Annotated in this window: 16 protein-coding genes; 1 reads left to right on the top strand and 15 read right to left on the bottom strand. The window is 61.5% G+C overall.

Annotated features, from left to right (window positions below):
- Positions 1–77: 77 nt before the first annotated feature.
- The 6 genes from IH404_RS12865 to IH404_RS12840 all read right to left on the bottom strand — a co-directional run bounded on the left by IH404_RS12865 (position 78) and on the right by IH404_RS12840 (position 7,995).
- Positions 78–3,149 (bottom strand): error-prone DNA polymerase, encoded by a 3,072-nt coding sequence (locus IH404_RS12865; protein WP_194440565.1) that lies wholly within the window; start codon positions 3,147–3,149, stop codon positions 78–80.
- Positions 3,150–3,168: 19 nt separating this feature from the next.
- A complete protein-coding gene (locus tag IH404_RS12860) occupies positions 3,169–4,584 on the bottom strand; it encodes a DNA polymerase Y family protein (protein WP_194440564.1) in 1,416 nt (471 codons plus the stop codon).
- A gap of 7 nt (positions 4,585–4,591) precedes the next feature.
- Positions 4,592–5,206 carry a translesion DNA synthesis-associated protein ImuA gene (gene imuA / locus IH404_RS12855; RefSeq protein WP_005787796.1) on the bottom strand — a complete coding sequence of 205 codons (615 nt, stop codon included), beginning with the start codon at positions 5,204–5,206 and terminating at the stop codon, positions 4,592–4,594.
- Positions 5,206–5,823 (bottom strand): transcriptional repressor LexA, encoded by a 618-nt coding sequence (gene lexA / locus IH404_RS12850; RefSeq protein WP_032803494.1) that lies wholly within the window; start codon positions 5,821–5,823, stop codon positions 5,206–5,208. Before lexA ends, imuA begins: the two co-directional genes overlap by 1 nt.
- Positions 5,824–6,345: 522 nt before the next feature.
- The gene (locus IH404_RS12845; protein WP_103734368.1) at positions 6,346–6,975 is read right to left on the bottom strand and encodes a ribonuclease T2; all 630 of its coding nucleotides are present in this window, start codon (positions 6,973–6,975) and stop codon (positions 6,346–6,348) included.
- A 42-nt stretch (positions 6,976–7,017) separates the two neighbouring features.
- The gene (locus IH404_RS12840; protein ID WP_194440563.1) at positions 7,018–7,995 is read right to left on the bottom strand and encodes a Gfo/Idh/MocA family oxidoreductase; all 978 of its coding nucleotides are present in this window, start codon (positions 7,993–7,995) and stop codon (positions 7,018–7,020) included.
- A 126-nt stretch (positions 7,996–8,121) separates the two neighbouring features.
- Between IH404_RS12840 and IH404_RS12835 the strand changes: the two genes are divergently transcribed.
- A complete protein-coding gene (locus IH404_RS12835) occupies positions 8,122–8,484 on the top strand; it encodes an NUDIX domain-containing protein (RefSeq protein ID WP_005787788.1) in 363 nt (120 codons plus the stop codon).
- A 15-nt stretch (positions 8,485–8,499) separates the two neighbouring features.
- On the opposite strand, the gene IH404_RS12830 is transcribed toward IH404_RS12835, so the two are convergent.
- The 9 genes from IH404_RS12830 to IH404_RS12790 form a co-directional block, all read right to left on the bottom strand.
- On the bottom strand, positions 8,500–8,748 hold the full coding sequence (locus IH404_RS12830) for a DUF1652 domain-containing protein (RefSeq protein ID WP_194440562.1): 249 nt from the start codon (positions 8,746–8,748) through the stop codon (positions 8,500–8,502).
- Between the two features lie 457 nt (positions 8,749–9,205).
- Entirely contained in the window at positions 9,206–9,442 is a 237-nt protein-coding gene (locus tag IH404_RS12825) for a hypothetical protein (protein WP_242462659.1), read from the bottom strand.
- A 4-nt stretch (positions 9,443–9,446) separates the two neighbouring features.
- Positions 9,447–9,893, bottom strand: a complete 447-nt coding sequence (locus IH404_RS12820) for a GNAT family N-acetyltransferase (protein WP_005787782.1) — start codon at positions 9,891–9,893, stop codon at positions 9,447–9,449.
- Between the two features lie 89 nt (positions 9,894–9,982).
- Entirely contained in the window at positions 9,983–10,312 is a 330-nt protein-coding gene (locus IH404_RS12815; RefSeq protein WP_032803867.1) for a hypothetical protein, read from the bottom strand.
- Positions 10,313–10,462: 150 nt separating this feature from the next.
- A complete protein-coding gene (locus IH404_RS12810; protein WP_005787777.1) occupies positions 10,463–11,536 on the bottom strand; it encodes a class I SAM-dependent methyltransferase in 1,074 nt (357 codons plus the stop codon).
- Positions 11,537–11,574: 38 nt separating this feature from the next.
- A complete protein-coding gene (locus IH404_RS12805) occupies positions 11,575–13,023 on the bottom strand; it encodes an adenylosuccinate lyase family protein (protein WP_194440560.1) in 1,449 nt (482 codons plus the stop codon).
- On the bottom strand, positions 13,023–14,456 hold the full coding sequence (gene purB, locus IH404_RS12800) for an adenylosuccinate lyase (RefSeq protein ID WP_005787773.1): 1,434 nt from the start codon (positions 14,454–14,456) through the stop codon (positions 13,023–13,025). The genes IH404_RS12805 and purB overlap by 1 nt, the downstream gene beginning before the upstream one ends.
- Positions 14,457–14,485: 29 nt before the next feature.
- Positions 14,486–15,472, bottom strand: coding sequence for an HOASN domain-containing protein (locus tag IH404_RS12795; RefSeq protein ID WP_005787772.1), 987 nt, complete (start codon positions 15,470–15,472; stop codon positions 14,486–14,488).
- 37 nt (positions 15,473–15,509) lie between these two features.
- Positions 15,510–16,505: an HOASN domain-containing protein gene (locus tag IH404_RS12790; protein ID WP_005787770.1), complete on the bottom strand. Its 996-nt coding sequence runs from the start codon at positions 16,503–16,505 to the stop codon at positions 15,510–15,512.
- Positions 16,506–16,575 lie beyond the last annotated feature (70 nt).

The following is a 16,575-nucleotide window of genomic DNA, read 5'->3' as shown; positions in this document are numbered from 1 at the left end:
GACGATCGCAAGTTTTGGAGCGCGCCGACGGTGGATGGTTTCATCTTGTGAACGCTGGAATGCAGAAACCACTGAACTCAATGAAAATCCCGGCTGCGCACCACCATTCCATCCAACAGCGGCGTCAAATCGGTCAGGCGCCCTGCGATCAAATGCCGCACCTCGCCCACCGCCTCCCAGCGCCCATCCACCTTGAGCAGACGTGACCCCACCAGCGCCCGGCGCTGGCGCTCGGCCAGGTCGCGCCAGACCACTACATTGAGGTTGCCGAACTCATCTTCGAGGGTGACAAAGGTCACGCCACTTGCCGTACCGGGGCGCTGGCGACCGGTCACCAACCCGGCGATGCTCACATTGCGCCCATGCTCCACCGCCAGCAACTCCTGGGAACTGCGGCAGCGTCGCTTGCGCAGCTCGGCGCGCAACAAGGCCAAGGGGTGCGGCCCAAGGGTGGTGCCCAGCGTGGCGTAATCGGCTTGCAGGTCCTCGCCTACGCTGGGCGCGGGTAATGCCACCACGGTTTCATCCTGACCTGGCTGGCCGGCAAACAAGCCCAACTGCTTGTGCACACCGGCCACGTCCCAGCGCGCCTGGTGTCGGTTGCCGGCCAGGGCGCGCAAGGCACCGGCATCCGCCAGCAGCGCCTGGCCCCGGGCATCCAGGCCGGCGCGTGCGTCCAGGTCGGCGATGTCGCTGAACGGTTGCCGCTGGCGTGCGGCTTCGATACGCCGCCCGTCGTCCTCGCGAAACCCCGAGATCATGCGCAAGCCCATACGAATCGCCGGTTGCTGGCCGTCGATGGGCTCAAGGCTGCAATCCCAGTCGCTGGCCTGCACATCCACCGGGCGAATCTGCAAGCGATGGCGCCGGGCGTCCTGCAGGATCTGGTCCGGGCTGTAGAAACCCATGGGCCAGCTATTGATCAGGGCGCAGGCAAAGGCCGCCGGCTCATGGCACTTGAGCCAGCAACTGGCGTAGGTCAACAGGGCAAAACTGGCCGCGTGGGACTCGGGGAAACCATAGCTGCCAAAGCCTTTGATCTGCTCGAAAATCTGCGCGGCAAAGGCTTCGGTGTAGCCGTTGCCGAGCATACCGTCGCGCAGCCGCTTCTGGTGCGGCTCCAGGCCGCCGTGACGTTTCCAGGCGGCCATGGAGCGGCGCAGCTGGTCGGCCTCGCCAGGGCTGTAGTCGGCGGCGACCATGGCGATCTGCATCACTTGTTCCTGGAACAAAGGGATACCCAGGGTGCGTTTGAGCACGGCCTCCAATTCGGGTGAAGGATAGGTTTCTGCTTCCTCTTTGTTTCTGCGGCGCAAATACGGATGCACCATGCCGCCCTGAATCGGCCCGGGGCGCACGATGGCGACTTCGATCACCAGGTCATAGAACGTTTGCGGCTTGAGCCTGGGCAACATCGACATCTGTGCCCGCGATTCGATCTGGAACACGCCGATGGTGTCAGCCTTGCTGATCATGGCGTAGGTTGCCGGGTCCTCCTTTGGGATGCCTGCCAGGCTCAAATCCAGGTTGCGATGCCGACGCAGCAAATCGAAACAGCGGCGGATTGCGCTGAGCATACCGAGGGCGAGGATATCCACCTTGAGCAGGCCGACGGCGTCGAGGTCATCCTTGTCCCACTGGATGATGGTGCGCTCGGCCATGGCCGCATTTTCCACTGGCACCAGGGTGTCCAGCGGGTATTCGGAAATCACGAAACCGCCGGGGTGCTGGGACAGGTGCCGGGGAAAGCCGATCAGTTGCCGGGTGAGCGTCAACACGCGGCGCAGCAGTGGGCTGTCCGGATCGAAACCGCTTTCACGCAGGCGTTCAAGAGGTGGCGCGTCATCACTCCAGCGCCCGCAGCAGTCGGCCAGCGCGTTGATCTGGTCTGGTGGCAGCCCGAGGGCCTTGGCTACATCGCGCACTGCGCCGGCGGCGTGGTAGCTGCTGACCACCGCCGTCAACGCTGCACGATTGCGGCCGTAGCGCTGGAATACGTATTGCAGCACTTCTTCGCGGCGCTCGTGCTCGAAGTCTACGTCGATGTCCGGCGGTTCATTGCGCTCCTTGGAGAGGAAGCGCTCGAACAGCAAGTCGCTCAAGCTCGGGTTGATTTCGGTGATACCCAAGGCAAAACACACCGCCGAATTGGCCGCCGAGCCACGACCCTGGCACAGGATCGAGCGGCTGCGGGCGAAGCGCACGATGTCGTGCACCGTGAGGAAATAACTTTCGTAGCCCAACTCGCTGATCAGCAGCAGTTCCTTGTCGATCTGCTGCAAGGTCTTGGCATCGATGCCCTCGGGCCAGCGCCGGGCAATGCCTTCTTCGGTCACCGCACGCAACCAGGAGGCGGCGTCATGACCTGTCGGCACCAGTTCGCGTGGGTAGTGATAGCGCAACTGGCTGAGGTCGAAGGTACAACGCCGCGCAATCGCCAGGGTCTCGTCCAGCAGCGCTTGCGGGTACAGCGCGGTCAGGGCATCGAGGCTGCGCAAGTGCCGCTCGCCATTGGGATGCAACAAGGTACCGGCGTCGGCCACCGCGACGTGATGGCGGATGGCGGTCATGGTGTCTTGCAGGGCACGGCGGCCACGAGCATGCATGTGCACATCGCCGCAAGCCACCGCCGGGATCTGCAACCGGGCGGCCAGGTTCAGGCGCTGCTCCAGGTGACGCCCATCGTCCTGGCCGCAATGCAACTGCACTGCCAGCCACAGTCGCCCGTTGAAAGTGCGGCACAGCCATTGGATCGAGGCCTGGGTGTCATGGTCCTGCGCCACCCACAGCACCAACAGGCCGGGCAATGGTTGCTCGAAGTCTTCCTGCAGCAGGCGGTAACGGCCTTTTTCAGCACGGCGACGGGCCAGGGTGATCAGCCGGCACAGATGCTGGTAGCCGTTGAGGTCTTGCACCAGCAGCACCAGTTTGGGGCCGTTTTCGATGCGCACTTCACTGCCGATAATCAGCGGCAAATCCATCGCTTTGGCTGCTTGCCAGGCCCGTACGATGCCCGACAAGGTGCATTCATCAGTGATTGCCAGGGCGCTGTAGCCCTGGTGTTTGGCCCGCTGGAACAGCTCCAGTGCACTGGAGGCACCGCGCTGGAAGCTGAAGTTGGACAGGCAATGCAGTTCGGCGTAACTCATGCGCGACTCGCTCCAGGGTTCATGCAAACCAGCCTTGCAGCCACAGTCCATCGCTGCACCCCACATTGCGGTAGGCCCAGCCTTGCTGGCCGGCGCGGGTCTGGATCAGGTAATAGTCGCGGCGGATATCGGCGCCATCCCACCAGCCGGATTCGATGCGCTCCGGGCCCATCAGAATGTGCACGCCCTGCTCGGCCAGCAGCGTCGGTTCGGACAGCAACCAGCCGGGGCGCCGCACCTTGTTCAAGCTCGGGCATGGACGGCTGTCGGTCGCGGCTTGCCAGGCACATTCGGGGCGATGGTCGGCGTGAAAGCGCAAGCCCTGCACCGCCTCATCCCCCAGGCGCGCGCGCAGGCGTTCGCGCAATTGTTCCCACGGCAGGGTTTGCTGCGGGCGGTCGTCGAACAGGTCCTGGCGCTGGGGCACGAACACCGGCAAGTCCTCGGCCACCAGGCGCAAACCGCGCACCGGCGAGGTGACCTGGACCTGCTCCAGGCGCCCACGGGCCAGTTCGAACAGCATCAAAGGCTCACGCTCGGCACTGAGCAAGCCCACCTTGATCACGCTGTCGGGCGCCTGGGCATGTTCCAGGTGCAGGTCAAAGCGCTGCACGCCACTGTCGCGCCCGCAAAGGAAGGCCGACAAATCTCCGGTCAAGCGCCGTAATGGAAACAGCAAGGCCTGGTGGGATTGCACATCGAAGTTCAACTCGATGCGCGCCTCGAACTGGTCCGGCGGCTGATAGAACGCCAGGGCCAAGGGGCGTTGCCCGCTCAGGGCGTCGAGGTGCTTGAGCAGGCTGGCGTCAAAGCGTCGCGCCAGGGTATGCCGCGGCAATGCCTGCACCTGGGCCAGGGTGCGCAGGCCCATGCGTGACAAGGCGGTGGCGGCCTGCGGGTCAAGACCGGCGCGGTCGACAGGCAGTGGCGCCAGGGCCTGCATCAAGGCGTTGTCATCGGCCACGGCCAGGCCATCGTAAAGGTTTGCCAACACCCGCGCCGCCGCCGGGTTGGGCGCTGCGACGATACGGTGACGAAAGCCAAGGTCGGTCAACTCCTTGCGCAAGCGCGCCTCGAACTGCGACCAGGGCCCGAACAGGCCCAGGCTCGATTCGATCTCGAACAACAAGGCGCGCGGGTAATACAGGCTGACCTGGGAACTGAAACGGTAGGCCCAGGCGGCAAGCAATTGCTGCAAGCGCTCGATTTCCAGAGGGTCGTATTCCACACAGGCAAAGCCCTTGGCCAGGGTATGAGCTGCCGTCAACGATTGACCAGGGCGCAAGCCCAGGGCACGGGCGGCGGCGTTGACGGTTTGCAGCACCCGCCGCTGCGGCGTGCCGGCCAGCAGTGCCAGAGGCTGGTCGGGTTCGGGATGCACACGCTGCGCCCCGTCCAGCGCCAATTGCGGGAAGACGATACAGACCCAACGCATGGCAACCTCAATGCCCCGCCAGGGCAATCGGTGCCGGATGGGCCAACCCGCCCCGGCACTTGAGCACGCGCACTTGTGCAGGCTTTGCCTCGACCGCCAGGCGCAAGGCCGCGGGCGAGGCATTGACCGCCTCATTCAAGGAGCGCCAGGCAAATGCCAGGGTCTGTCCGGTTTCCGCCGCCACCTGCAAACGCCGCAAGGCCCGATCATCGGCCTTGCGCGGCCAGCACAACACCGCACCGCAACTGCCGGAGCGCAGGCATTGTTCCACCGCCCACAGCGCATCGCGCTCCTGGGCCTGGATAATGGAAAGCTGACGCACATCTACCCCGGCGTTCTGCCAGGCATGGGGATACGGCGTATAGGGCGGCGCCACCAGCACAATACGCTCACCCAGGGCCGACAAGCGCGCCAGGGTTGGCAGCACCAGTTGCAATTCGCCCACCCCGTCCTTGGCCATGAGGATTTCACTCAAGGCCGCTTCCGGCCAGCCGCCAGTGGGCAGCACCGCATCCAGCGCCGCCAGCCCCGTAGGGTGCACGCTGGCCGGTGGTGCGGCGGGCCGGCCCTTCCAGACTCGCCCGCCATTGAACAGCGAGTCCAGGGCAACTACGGCGCCCATCAGCCTTGCCTCACCAGGCCACAGAACACCCCTTCGATGGCCAAGTCCTGGTCGGGGCCGACCACAATGGGTTGATATGCCGGGTTGCGCGGCAATAAACGCACCCGCTCGCCGTTGCGCTCGAAGCGCTTGATGGTGACCTCACCGTCCAGACGCGCCACCACAATCTGCCCGTTCAAGGCTTCGGCACTGCGACGTACGCCCACCAGATCGCCGTCGAGAATGCCGTCTTCGATCATCGAATCACCCTGTACTCGCAGCAGGTAGTCAGGGGTCTTGGCGAAAGTGGCCGGATCCAGTTGCAAGTGGCTGTGCACGTCCGCATCGGCACCGATGGGCCGGCCAGCCGCCACGCGGCCAAGTACCGGCACATCCAGCCACTCGGGACGCGCGGGTTGATTGAGCAAACGAATACCACGGGCCTGGTTGGGGTTGACCTCAATGAAACCGGCTTCGGTCAAGGCCACCACATGCTTGCGGGCGACGCTGCGCGAGGCGAAGCCGAACGCCTCGGCGATCTCGGCGAGGCTGGGGGGCTGACCTTGGTGCGCGATGCGCTCGCGAATGAAAGTCAGGATGGCGGTACGGCGGGGAGTCAGGTTTGTCATGGAGTACATTTGTACTCCTGTGGGAAATTTCTGACAATAACCGTCAGTCGGCGACCAACTGCCTGGTCATCACCGCATAAATATCTACACAACTTTATAGCTTCCGCACACCCCGTAACCACGATGCGAAGCGAGCCGCTCTTGCTCTTGATCTGCTTTTGATCTCAGGCGCCCCGTCAAACCACGCTGGCCGGAATTCGACAGGGATTTGGGGGGTAAACCGGCAGGGATGCCGGTTTAGCCGCCCCGCGCCATGGATGGCGCGTGGCGGCGGCCCCCCAAATCCATGGCGGATTACGGGCACACCGAGCCTGGGCGAGGTGCCGAGTGGTGGGGCAAGAGCGTTTTGCTTACTTTTGCGCTTTTCAAAAGTGAGCCGCTGTAAGAGCGGAACCAATAGCAGCCGTTACCCAAATAACGGATATGTACTCGGTCTGATCCAGCATCCTGGTCGGCCCTGAGGCCGCCATCGGGAGCAAGCCCCCTCCCACAAGATCAGTGTTGGCTTTAACCTGGCTCCCGCAATTGAGCTCAGCGCTGCGTCGGAATGCGAATATCACCGCTACGACATTGGCTTTTTACACTGCGCGGGCACCCGGTGAATGCCAGCTCCTTGGTCAGGCACACGCGTACCTCCGACAGCACCTTGCCCTTGCAGATCACTGCCAAGCCGTGATTGCCCATGCGCGGGTTACTCTCGCGAAACAAGTCCTCAATCTCACGCGCCTGTAGCGACGGTGGTGTATTGAATGGCTGCAGTTGCGGCGGAATGACCACCGCGCCGAGTGCCGTGTCGGTCTTGTCCAGATACTCCAGCGGTTCGAGCCCGCTGCAGGTGCCATGCTTGGCCCACTCGTGCTTGAGCAGCGCACGGGTTGGAAACATTGCCGCGCCCTTGTCCATTTCTTCGTCATTCAAGCGTGACTGTGGCGCACAGGAGGCCGGCCACCCTCCCCGCGCGTATTGCGGCCACAAGCCATGTAACACAAACCCATAGCCCTTACCCGTGCACTGTTCATTGCCTGGGTGCGTCAGGCAGAAGGTCGGTGACCACGACAACGACAGCACATAAAAGTCAAACTCCCCCGGCAGCCCTTGGTCACGCGGCGCCGCAGTTGCAACTGTGGCGATCAGGAGCCACAACACCATCCAGTATTTCATCCCGGTATTCCTTTAAAAATGAGTCTTACGCTATCGCGGCAGCTAGGGATGATTGGAGTAACGTTGCAACACCTTGTCCAGGATGATATCGGTCTTCAACGCCTCGATCGCCAGCGACGGATGTTCGGCGTCCCCGCGAATATGCGCATTCATGCCCAATACGTGGTGCCACTGGATATGCGCATGGCACGGCACTTCCAACACCTCGCTGGTTTCGCCTTCCAGGCGCAATGGCTGGTCCTCGAACACTGAAAACTGAATGCGGCCACGGCTGCCGATCAATTCGACACGGTCTTCGCGACGGTCCGCCACGAAGTTCCAGCAGCCCATGCCCAAGGCACCATTGGCGAAGGTCCAGCAGGCCGTCACGGCATCCTCTGCCGCGTAGCGCCCGGCCTGACGCGCGGAAAAGCCTGAGACCTCGACAATATCCCCGGCCAGGTACTGGAACAGGTCGAACCCGTGGCTGGCCAGGTCGGCGAAATAGCCGCCACCGGCAATGGCCGGATCGGTGCGCCAATTGGCGGCGTTGCCATCAGTTGCAGCGGCAGGCTTGCACAGGGTCCAGGTCAGGTGCCGCAACTCACCGATACGACCTTCCTGCAACCAGCTGCGCACTTGCTGAAAGCGCGGCAACGAACGCCGATAGTAGGAAACAAACAGGTGCAGCCCGGCGCGCTCGAAGGTGCGTTGCATCAATGCGCTCTGCTCGGCATTCAGCGACATGGGCTTTTCGACGCAGCAATGTTTGCCCGCCGCCGCCACCATCAGGCTGTATTCAAGGTGACTGTCGGGCGGTGTGGCGATGTAGACCGCATCCACCTCAGGGTCATTGATCAGTGCCTGGGCATCGGTATGAAAACGCGCGATACCGTGCCGCGCCGCATAATCGCGCACCGCCTCGATACGCCGCCCCATCACGGCCACCAATGCCGAACCTGGCGCTTTGTAGAAAGCGGGTCCACTCTTTAACTCAGTGACACTGCCACAGCCGATCATGCCCCAGCGTATGGTCTTCATCGAATGCCCTCGTTCGTCTTCGTCAATCGGGCAGTATCCACATACAGAACCCGGCACGCCATAACCACTTAGCATGACATTTGCATTACACTTTTGTGACATTCATCCGGCGCGGGGGCACATACGATGAAAATTAGGGCAACCGTCATTTGCGAACATGAAGGGCATATTCTCTTCGTGCGCAAGGCCAGATCAAAGTGGGCCTTGCCGGGCGGCAAGGTAGAACGCAACGAACGCCCGGTGGGCGCCGCCGAACGCGAGCTGGAAGAAGAAACCGGATTAAGCGTCGATGGCTTGCTGTACTTGCAAGAACTGAAGGCCCGCGACACGCTGCACCACGTGTTCGAGGCCTCGGTGGTGAATATCGAGGAGGCGCGGCCGTGCAACGAAATCGTTGCCTGCCAGTGGTACGCCTACAGCGCCCTGGACGAACTGGACACCACCGACGCCACCCGTCACATCGTCAAATCCTTCCTGCGGCGCCTCTGACGCCGCGCACAGCCACTAACCCACCGCCGCAAACCCACGGCGCCCGGCCTTGATCTCGGCACGCAACTCACCAATCAGGTTTGAGATGGAACGGATGCTGTCCAGGCGCTCAGGGGATACGCACGTCAACAAAAGATCGACGCGACCGGACTTCGGCTCATAGATGCTGATGCGCAACGAGCCATCGCTGTTCAAGGTGCAGTCGCAGCAAAGAGGCTGGAACCCCGAGGCCATGATGCGGTTGAGTTCGACGATCGAGATCATGACAAGCGCCCTTGTGCGGGCCTACCTGGTGGTTGTGATCCAAACAGCGTAGATGAGGTTTTGTCGCAGGCCGGACGATTGATGCAAAAGTGTTAGCCATGCCTCATTTCGCCCGGCAACGAGCGCGTTTCGAATGACAGGCCGTATCGCTGCCGTTATTGCCCGTATTTAATTCCAGGCAAAAAAAATCCCAAGTAGCTGATGGAAACTTGGGATTTAAAAATGCATAAACCGTGGGAGGTGAACGCCCGGCTATAGTAGCGACTGTAAAAACGTGTAACAAGATTATTTTAATCCTTTCGTCGGATTGAAAGCGCTGTAAGTCATTCAATAACCACATGTTTTTTAAGGTAACGGGAACAATGAGTGCCACTTTTTGGTGCAAGTAACGGTTATACCCGTGCCATAAGTCCATCTATAAAAAAGGGTTATTGATTAGGTACGGCACACTGTTCAATCACTGTTCACTCAATTGCTTGCACGTCTGTTGAAGTTCAGCGCGCCTGGCAGCGCTCACCTCCACGACGGTCTCCATGTGCCGACAAAGCGCCAGGCGCTCAGCGGCCTCTTCACGCTGGCGGTCCACCTGGGCGTTGAGTTGAACGAAATAGAACCCCAGCAGCGCCGCGAGGCACAGCACCCCCACGGCGAGATACAGCAAGCCGCTGGAGGATGTGGGTTTTGGGGCATTCATGACCTTACGGCGCCCTGCTCTTTTCGTAGCGAACATCGTCGCCATCAACCGGGCCGACGTTGGACCAGCCCAGGTGTTGATAGAAACCGTTGGCACGGACTTCACCACGCCCGTCAGTGATCAGGTACAGCCTGTCGTGGCGTTCAAACAAAGCGGCTTCAGCCACTGCCATCAGTTGCCGTCCCAGGCCCAGGTTCTCGTGTGTAGGCAACACAAACATCGCGAACACTTCACCTTCATCCAGATCAACCATGGAAAATCCGGCGGCCTGGCCGTTGACTTCGGCGATCCAGGCGCAAGGCGCTTGGCGTAACGCGTCGATCAGTACCGGCGGCGTGATCCCCCGTTCGGCCATCTGCTCAAGGCTCAGATGGTTTTGCACCACCGAGGTGCGAATAGCACACAGCGTGTCGACATCATCGGCTGTCGCCGCTCGAATAAGCACTCGCATACAAGCCTCCATGAAGAAGTGCGCAATTGTATGCAAATACTCACACAGGGTTTGTGGGGGATTTGTAAGCGCCGTTAAACGGCTTCGGCTTATTTACGTGCGACTTTGTAGCGCAGGCAATCCTGGTAAAAACTTTTGCGGATCGCCTCCGGCTTCAGTCTTGAGTGGCTGTCATAGGTTTGCTCGGTAATCCCCATGGCCATCATGCGCATCCAGGATTTGTTGAACTTGATGGTCTGGATCTTCTGCCGAGCGGCATACAGCGACACTCCGGACAACTTCAACTCCTGAGCCCTGGCAGCTGTGCCCGCGCCCCAACTGCACATGTACTTGTCGCCCTCGCGCAACTCCCGAGCCTGTACGGTGGTCGCGCCCCCCGCCAGGGAGCAGGCAATCAGCATCATTCCAACAGTGCGCATTTGCATCCCCGCCTAACCACCTGAAAATAAAAGTGATTTTGGCGAGGATTTTGTTACAAAGGGGCCATTAAATTGCCTTATTGCGCAATATTTCGGGAACGCTGCGCGCCGTGGCGAGGGTGCAAGCGCCTTCGCCACAGCAAGCTCACATCAAGGTTTGAGCTCGAATAGCGCCGGCATCGGCGGCCACTCCGAGGGGACTTTGCGGAAATGGCTGAAACCGGCCGCCTGCGCCATCTGGCGCGCACGTTTCTCGCCCATGAACGCTCCCAGCCCTTCCCCGCCATGGGACAGCGAGCAGGTCATGCAATAGAGGGTGCTCTGCGGGTACATGACGCGGCCGAACAGGTTCATGTTCTCGTGCAGCTCTTCGGACAGGTTGAGTTCTACCATCAGGTAGGTGCCGTCTTTGGCCGTGGCGGCGCGCAGGTCCTTGAGCATTTGCTGGGGGTCAGTGGCGTCGTGGATCACCACGAAAGTGGTCACGAAGTCGAACTGCTGTCCGCGCAGGGCATCCGAATCGTTGACCTCGAATTGCACCCGGTCGCCCACCCCAGCCGCCTCGGCGTTGGCGCGCGCCAACTCGATGGAAGGCAAGTGGAAATCGCAGCCGACGATGCGCGCCTCGGGGTAAGCCTTGGCCATAGTGATCGCCGCCAGGCCCGCGCCGCAGCCGAAATCCAGCACACTGCCGCCGGTTTTGAGCTTCTCTTCGACGCCGTCCAGGGACGGGATCCAGTGCTGGACCAAGTAGTGCTTGTACCAAGGCATGGTCATGCGCTCCATGCCTTTCCAGGTTTCCAGCGGGAACGCTTCTTCGGCACAGCCACCGCCATGGCGGAAGGCTTCGATGACTTTGGGCGCCATGCTCACGAACGGCACGCTCAACTGGATGATGCCACCGGCGAAATACGGCGAGTCTTCATCGGCAAGTACCGGCACAAATTCAGCGGGCATCCGGTATTGGCGAGTTTGCGCGTCATAGGTCACATAATTGCCGGTGACCATACTGCCCAGCCATTCACGCAAGTAGCGGGCGTTGTAGCCGGTCTTGTGCGCCAATTGTTCCAGGGTGACGGCCTCGCCATCGGCCAGTGCCTTGAACAAACCCAACTGGTCGCCGATGTAGAGCATGGCGCCGCGCAGCGTGTTGCCGTAATCCTCCATTATGCGCGCCGAAAACTGTTGAACCTTGGCTTGATCAACTTCCATAAGTTTGGACATCTGTCGCTCCTTGATGATTGTGTAAGTCTGTTCAGTGATCAACGCGCCGCCAGTTTGGACAGCACGTTATCGACGATGTGTTCGGACATGCCCAGGTGAGTTCTCGGCTCGAACAGTCGCGCCAAAGCGCCTGCATTCATGACGGCAAGCACCCGGGCGTCGGCTTCGATTGCGGCGCGGATCGATACGTGATCACGCTGGCTGGCCTGGGACACTTCAAAGATGATCTGGTAGGCGCTGCTCTTGCCCAGCTTGCGCGCCATTTCGAACACCACCGCTTCGGTGCAGATCGCATCGCCGTAGGCATGGGCAGTGCCCTCCATCTTTTTGACGTTAACGGTGAGCCCGTCGATGGTGTCGGTCAGGATCGACAGCGCCATCAGCGCATAGTGAGAAACGTCCGCCACCGCACACCATTCCAGGCGTGTGCCGCGGTAATCACGCTCGTGTTCGAGGATCATCGCGTCCAGGGCCAGCATGACCTGGGCCTTGGCCAGCCGCGCCAACACCACCACTTGCTCGCAGCCTTCGGGGTTGCGTTTGTGCGGCATGGTGCTGCTGCCGATCTGCTGGTCGCTCCAGCCCACTTCCACTTCAGCGATTTCCCAGCGATTGAGCGTGCGGATCTCATCGGCCACACGGGCCAAGGAGGCCGTGACCATGGCCAGGGTGCTGACAAACTCCGCGACGCGGTCACGGGACACGTGCCACCCCGTCAGCGGCACTTGCAGCGACAGACGCTGCGCAAAGCGTTCCAGCATCGGTATCGCTTCCGGGCCGAACGCCGCCATGGTGCCAACCCCGCCGAACAGCTGCACCACCAGCACACGCTGACGCGCTTCGGCCAGGCGCTGGCGATGCCGCAACAGTTCATCGATCCAGCCGGCGACCTTCAGCCCGAAGGTGGTCGGCAACGCCGGGATCGAGTGAGTCCTGGCCACCATGAGCGAGTCACGGTGCGCATCGGCCAGGGTCGACAACTTGCCGAGCAAGGTCTCCAGGGCCTGGTCCATCGCGTCGAGGACGTCACGCATTTCCAGGGACTGGGCGGTGTCCTGGATATCCTGGGTGGTGGCGCCGTAGTGAACGTACTCGCGGGCGCTTGGGCTGCAATTTTTTTGCAGGGCGCTCAGCAACGGCATCAGCGAATGGCCGGTGGCTGCCACGCCCTCGGCCAACTGGCGCACATTGATGCCCGACAGCAAGGCGGCTTTTTCGATTTCCAGGGCGGCCTCGCGCGGGATGATATTCACATCGGCCTGAGCCATGGCCAACGCGGCTTCCACATCCAGCCAGCGTTGCAAGCGACAGTGACTGCAGAAGATCTTGCGGCTCTGCGGGCCGGCATAGCCTGAACCGTGGGTTTTCGAGTCGAGAATGTGGCTGTGTTCATGGCGGCATTGCTCGCCTTCATGATCAAGGCCCAGGTGTTCGGTGCGTGCGGTGCAAGACGCACGGGCTACCGCTTCCAACGTTTGCGCATCCATTACATACCCTCCATAGCGTACTGGGACTGACTGGTATTGCCTTGGGTTGCCATCACCGCCTCAAGGCCATCGCTTGAACAGCGGGGGATTGTTTTATTGGCCACCAGTTCGACCATCTCCGCCGCCAACCCGGTGTAGGCGGCCGGGTCAAGCAGGTCGTCGAGTGCCTGGCGGGTGAAACAGCCGTGCAGACGTTGATCGCTGAGCAAGGCTTCGCGAAAAGAACCGCCCAAACCTTGGGCCTGCAGGGCGATGTCGTGGATCAGGTAATGGGCCGTCTGCTTGCCCAGACGCGGCGCCAGCGCGAGCATGATGCGTTCCGACAGGATCAGCCCGCCGAGCATGTCCAGGTTGCTGCGCATCCGTGCTTCACGCACGTCCAGGCCGGCCAGCAGTACGCCTTCCATACGGGCGAGCAAGGCCCCGGCGTAGATGAACAGCTCCGGCAAGGCCGCCCATTCAATCCGCCAGGTGGTGCCGTCTCGCTCATGCAGTTGGAATGCCGCGTCGGTGAGCGCAAGCATCTGCGCACGCACCAGGCGCGACAGCGCGCTGATCAAATCCACCGTCGACGGGTTGTGCTTGTGGGGCATGGTGCTGCTCCCCACCTGCCCTGCCCGTCGCCCTTCGCGCACTTCATCAATCTCGGTGCGTTGCAGGTGGTAGATCTCATTGGCAACCCGGCCCAGGGTTGCCGATGCCTGCACCAGCAACCACGCCGCCTCCAGAATGCGGTCGCGGGCGCTGTGCCAACTGCTCAACGGTGCCGCCAGGCCGAGGCTTTCCAGAGTCCGGCGCTGCACCTCCAGACCCTGCGGGCCAAGGCCGGCCAGGGTGCCCACGGCGCCGGTGAGATTGCCCACCATGACCCGGGCATAGGCTTCGTCAAAACGCTCAAGGTGTCGATCGATCTCATCGACCCACACCGCCACCTTGTAGCCGAACGTGGTGGGCAGCGCTTGTTGCCCGTGGGTCCTGGCGACCATCGGTGTGTGTTTGTGCCGCAGCGCAAGCTTGAGCAAATGCCCACGGATAGCGCGCAAACGCTGCAACACCAGGCCCCAGGCATCGCGGACCTGCAACATGAGGCCGGTGTCGAGGATGTCCTGGGTGGTTACGCCGTAGTGCACGTATTCACCCAGGCCATCGGCGCACAGGGCCTCCAGTGCGCGAAGGGTCGGCACCAGGATATGCCCGGTTTCCATGCTTTGGCGTCCCAGGGCATCAAGGTCCAGCAGTTCCACACTGGCGACCCGGGCGATTTCCCGCGCGGCCTCAGGGGGGATGATGCCCATCTGCGCCTGGGTCGCCGCCAGTGCTGTTTCAACATCGAGCCACTTCTGCACCTGATTGGCATCAGAGAAGATCGCGGCAAATTCCGGGGACGAGTAAGCGCCCCCGTGGATACGGGATTCAGTGATATGACTTGGCATGTCGGGGTACTCGCGTTGTCCAGGGAGGGCTATTTCACGCGCTGCATTTCTTCCCAGACCGCATCGTAATAAGCCCGCTCCAGCCGGAAGTGCTCGGCCAGCGAGGTCAGAAACGCGTTCTGGAACCCGAGGTCCGGAATACGGCGTGAAATCAACGCCCATTCACGCTTGGCCCGCGGCGGCACCAGGCTGATATGCACTTCGTAGTACTGCGCGTCGTCCTGGCTCAAGCCTGCGTTGCGCAAAGCGTTGTACAGCTTGCCGTGATTGCCGGGCACCACCAGCTCGGTGATATAGAACACCGCCAGGCCCCAGCCGACATCGGGGTTACGGAAACACCGCGCGCGGTTGTTCAGGTAGGCGATTTCTTCGGGCATGGTCGAGATGGCTTCGAAATCGGCGGTCAGGCCAATGGCGGCGAGGAGCTTGGCCAACAACCGAGGGTGGGAGCGCTGCTCGTCCTCTTCGCCCAGTTCGCCGTACAGATAACGGCCCAGTGCGGCAGCCTCGTCTACGTCGGTCAGGTTGACCAACAGGTCGGCGGCATCACGGTACAGGCGGTAGGTGCGGAACCATTGATGGCGCAGAAACACCTGCAGTTGTTCGCGGGAAGCCTTGCCCTCAAACACATACTGCGACATCGGGTGATGCTCTCGCGATTGCGCGGCAATTTGTTCTTCCAGGCGTTGCTGGAAGCCGGTTTCGGACAAGGGCGATGCCAGATCCACCGAGGGCATGAAGCGCTCTTGCACGCGATAGATGGCATTGGCCAGCCAGCGGCGGGTCGAGGCGCTGGCAACGTCATCGCTGAGCGAAAGGATATACAGCAATTGCTGGCACTGCGCCGCATTTGCGGCGTCGCCCTGCAAGCCGGACTCGCACAGGCCGCTCAGCATATTGGCGGCAATCTCGATGCGATTGAACGTTGCCTCGGGCTTCAGCGCTTCGGCCAACAAGCGGGCTTCGGCGGTGTGGATATTCTGCAACTGCGGCTGCGAGAAATTACGTGGGCTCATCATGTGCTCCATTATTGTTGTTCTGCGATCACAGGGTTCAGGCAGACAGGCGCTGTGCCTGCATCTGCTGCCACAAACTGTCGAAGTAGGCCTTGTTGATTTCGAAGTGACGTTTCAACGCGCGCATGAACGTGCGCTGGAAGCCTTCATCGCCGGCGAACTTGGCAATCAGTGCCCACATCTCCTCGGTATCGATTTCATCCTGGGTGCCATGCAGGCGATGGAACTCACTGGGTTGCTGCGGAACGTCGAGGCGCTGCAACAGCTCGTAGATGCGCCGATGGTTGACGCAACTGACTGACTCCACCGCATAGAGCAGTGCAAGCCCCCAGGCGACATCGGTGTGGCGCACGCAGCGAATGCGATTATTGAGGTAGGCCTTTTCCAACGGATGCAGCGCAGGAAAATCGATTGCCAGCGCAATATCGAAATATTCCATCAGATGGGCCAGCATCGCCGGGTGCGAACGCTCCGGCGTCTCGGCACCCGCTTCACCGTAAAGGTTGCGGTAGAACACCGAGGCGTCTTCGATCGCTTCAAAGCGAAAGGCCAGTTCGGCCAGCAGGCTGTAAAAGTTGTAGGAGCGGGTCCAGTGATGCTCCAGGAAGAACCGCACATCTTGCACAGGCGGCGTACCCTGGAACAGGTGCACCGACATGGGGTGGTTGACCCGGCTGCGCGCGGCGATTTCAGCGTCGACCAACTGGCGGAACTCATCCACCGGCAACGCGGTGAAGCCCGGTAGGTCGGCGGCGAACTCGTCTTCGACGCGGTAGACCTCGCTGGCCATCCAGCGGCGGGTCGGCTCAGTGCGCGGCTCGCCCGGGATGTGCAGTTGCAGCAGAGCTGACTGGTAGTGGGCGTAGGCGTCGGCATCTCCCGAAAGGCCCTGGCGGGTCAGCGTGAGCAGTGCCTCGAGGGCACGGGTGAGCTGGGCGTAATTGGCACCGGGTTCCAGGGCGTTGGCCATCAGCGTTGAAGCCGTGGCAAACCGATGGGAATCCGAGCGTTGTTGCAGGGTAGCAGTATCCATTGATAACCCCTTGATTCTTGTTTTTGTGATTTGGCGTACACGGAAAAAAGCCTAAAGGTTCCTGTAGTGG

Origin of the sequence: Pseudomonas sp. OST1909 (genome assembly GCF_015277575.1) — a bacterium.
In the GTDB taxonomy this organism is placed as follows: domain Bacteria; phylum Pseudomonadota; class Gammaproteobacteria; order Pseudomonadales; family Pseudomonadaceae; genus Aquipseudomonas; species Aquipseudomonas synxantha_A.
This window is presented reverse-complemented; position numbering and strand designations above follow the sequence as displayed.

Coding starts and splice junctions, on each gene's coding strand:
- IH404_RS12865 (WP_194440565.1), bottom strand. CDS start 3,149: ATGAGTTACGCCGAACTGCATTGCCTGTCCAACTTCAGCTTCCAGCGC.
- IH404_RS12860 (WP_194440564.1), bottom strand. CDS start 4,584: ATGCGTTGGGTCTGTATCGTCTTCCCGCAATTGGCGCTGGACGGGGCG.
- imuA (WP_005787796.1), bottom strand. CDS start 5,206: ATGGGCGCCGTAGTTGCCCTGGACTCGCTGTTCAATGGCGGGCGAGTC.
- lexA (WP_032803494.1), bottom strand. CDS start 5,823: ATGTACTCCATGACAAACCTGACTCCCCGCCGTACCGCCATCCTGACT.
- IH404_RS12845 (WP_103734368.1), bottom strand. CDS start 6,975: ATGAAATACTGGATGGTGTTGTGGCTCCTGATCGCCACAGTTGCAACT.
- IH404_RS12840 (WP_194440563.1), bottom strand. CDS start 7,995: ATGAAGACCATACGCTGGGGCATGATCGGCTGTGGCAGTGTCACTGAG.
- IH404_RS12835 (WP_005787788.1), top strand. CDS start 8,122: ATGAAAATTAGGGCAACCGTCATTTGCGAACATGAAGGGCATATTCTC.
- IH404_RS12830 (WP_194440562.1), bottom strand. CDS start 8,748: ATGATCTCGATCGTCGAACTCAACCGCATCATGGCCTCGGGGTTCCAG.
- IH404_RS12825 (WP_242462659.1), bottom strand. CDS start 9,442: ATGAATGCCCCAAAACCCACATCCTCCAGCGGCTTGCTGTATCTCGCC.
- IH404_RS12820 (WP_005787782.1), bottom strand. CDS start 9,893: ATGCGAGTGCTTATTCGAGCGGCGACAGCCGATGATGTCGACACGCTG.
- IH404_RS12815 (WP_032803867.1), bottom strand. CDS start 10,312: ATGCGCACTGTTGGAATGATGCTGATTGCCTGCTCCCTGGCGGGGGGC.
- IH404_RS12810 (WP_005787777.1), bottom strand. CDS start 11,536: ATGTCCAAACTTATGGAAGTTGATCAAGCCAAGGTTCAACAGTTTTCG.
- IH404_RS12805 (WP_194440560.1), bottom strand. CDS start 13,023: ATGGATGCGCAAACGTTGGAAGCGGTAGCCCGTGCGTCTTGCACCGCA.
- purB (WP_005787773.1), bottom strand. CDS start 14,456: ATGCCAAGTCATATCACTGAATCCCGTATCCACGGGGGCGCTTACTCG.
- IH404_RS12795 (WP_005787772.1), bottom strand. CDS start 15,472: ATGAGCCCACGTAATTTCTCGCAGCCGCAGTTGCAGAATATCCACACC.
- IH404_RS12790 (WP_005787770.1), bottom strand. CDS start 16,505: ATGGATACTGCTACCCTGCAACAACGCTCGGATTCCCATCGGTTTGCC.